This window comes from Mesorhizobium sp. M5C.F.Ca.IN.020.32.2.1, assembly GCF_004023105.1.
In the GTDB taxonomy this organism is placed as follows: Bacteria; Pseudomonadota; Alphaproteobacteria; order Rhizobiales; family Rhizobiaceae; genus Mesorhizobium; species Mesorhizobium wenxiniae.
In genome coordinates, this window is the sequence record NZ_RZSX01001016.1 from 1 (window position 1) to 2,078 (window position 2,078).

The window sequence follows — 2,078 nt, forward strand, 5'->3', positions numbered from 1 at the left end:
GTGTGGCGATCGGCTTGGCCATGAAGGTCGCGTGCATGCCGAATTCCTGTGCGGCCTGGCGCGTCATCCTCTTGAACAGCAGCACCTTGTCGGCCAGCGGCAGCGCGTCGCCATGCAGGAAATTGATCTCGAGCTGCGCCGTGCCCGATTCATGGATCAGCGTGTCGAGCGGCAGCCCGGCCGCCGCGGCATATTCGTAGAGGCGCCGGATCACCGGCTCGAATTCCTCCAACGCCGCCATGTCATAAGGATGCTGCACTGTTTCGGAACGGCCATTGCGCCCGACCGGTGCGCTCAACGGCCGATCAGGATCGGGATTAGGCGCGGTCAGGTAGAATTCGAGTTCCGGCGCCACCACCGCCCGCCATCCCCGCTGGCGGTAGAGATCGAGCACGGCCCTCAAGACGTGGCGCGGAGAGGCCATCCACGGCCGGTCGTCCATGTGAAACGCATCGGCAAAGACATAGGCTTTCCCTGCTCCGGCACCGGGTGCCAGGCAGAGCGTCGCAACGTCCGGCACCATCCGCATGTCGGGGTCCTGATAGCCGAAGCCCTCGTCGTTGGAACCGGAATAGCGGCCGTCGATGCAGACCAGGAAGGCGCTGCTCGGCAGGTAGAGCGCGCGATCTTCGAGCGACTTCAGGAACTTGGCCGTCGGCAAGGTCTTGCCGCGCAGCACGCCGTTCACATCCGGCACCAGGCACTCGACTTCCCTGATCCCCTGCTGCTCCAGCCACCCCTTCGGATCGTCCGTCGGGGTCATTTGCGGTGCATCCGTTGTCGTGGTGTTGAGCATCAGGTCACGTCCTTATGAGGGCGAGAATGGCTTCGGCGGCGATTTCGGTTCCCGGCGCCCGTGCCATGGTGACCGCATTCTCCTTGAGGCGAAAGCGCATCCCGCTGTCGGCCATTAGGCCAAGGATGGCGTTTTCCAGTTCATCGTCGCTCCAGCCGTCGCGGCTGATGTGGCGGCCAACGCCGGTTTCCTCAGCGCGTCGCGCATTGTCATGCCCGTCCCAGCAATAGGGCATGATCAGCGACGGCACGCCGAAACGCAGCGCTTCGCAAAAGCTGTTGTTGCCGCCGTGATGGATGAAGAGATCGGATTTCGCGACGACCGACGGCTGCGGAAACCAGGCGTCGAGATAGACATTGTCGGGAACCGCGCGATAGGTGTCGCGCAGACCGCCGACATTGACGATGAACCGAGCCGGAAGCCGGTCGAACACCGCAAGCATGCGCTCGATCAGGCCGACATCCATGGCGCCCAGGCTGCCGAAGCTGAGATAGACCAGCGGCCCGTCATTGCGCGGAAAGACCGGCACATCGAACGGCCCTTCCGAACGGACGCAGCCTTCGAGATAGACGAAGCGGGCCGGGTCGAGCGGCTCGGCCCGCTGCCTGCGCACGATCGTTGGGGTCAGCAGCAAATTGAGATCTGGCGAAGCTTCGAGAAAAAGGCCCTTCGGCAAGGGCGCAAGACCGGCGTCGATCCGAAGCCGGTTGAAGCGGTCATGCGCCGGAGCGACCGCTGCCAGATAGCGCGCCTCGAAGGCCGCGCGGCTTGGGTCGTCGGCGGCGAGACCGGACAGATAGGGTGGTACATCGGCGTCGGGAAGCTCGGTCTCGGCGCAGGAGACGACGCGCACCCATGGGCAGCTGGCGGCGGCCAGCGCCGGAAACATGATGACATTGTCGAGCACCACGGCATCCGGCTTCAGCCGGGCCAGCAATTGGCGCAGCGGCCCCTCGGCATTGACCGCGGTATCGACGATCGCTTCCCAGGTCGGGGCGACGTAGGTTTCGAGCTGATCGATCGGGCTCAGCCTGAAATGCGGCAGATGCCGGCGCACGAAAGCTTGCCAGTAGCTCTGGCGTTCGCTGTCGGTCAGCGGCTCGTGGGTCGGCAACTGGTATTCCTGAAAACCATAGTCGGCGAACACACCGGAAAAGCCGGCGTGACAGATGAACACCGGCCGGGCTCCACGGGCGCGCAAGGCTTGCGCGATACCGACGCAATTGAGCGCGGCGCCGAAGCTCGCTTCGGGAAACAGCGCGATGGTCGGGCTGGCTTTGCG

At 64.5% G+C, this 2,078-nt stretch carries 1 protein-coding gene and 1 pseudogene; both read right to left on the bottom strand.

The features are described from left to right. Positions 1-763 (bottom strand): annotated as a pseudogene (locus EOA86_RS32225) (glutamine synthetase); the annotation flags it as partial. Between the two features lie 37 nt (positions 764-800). Then, positions 801-2,078: glycosyltransferase (locus tag EOA86_RS32230; RefSeq protein WP_245497446.1), on the bottom strand; the 1,278-nt coding region annotated here is incomplete at its 5' end.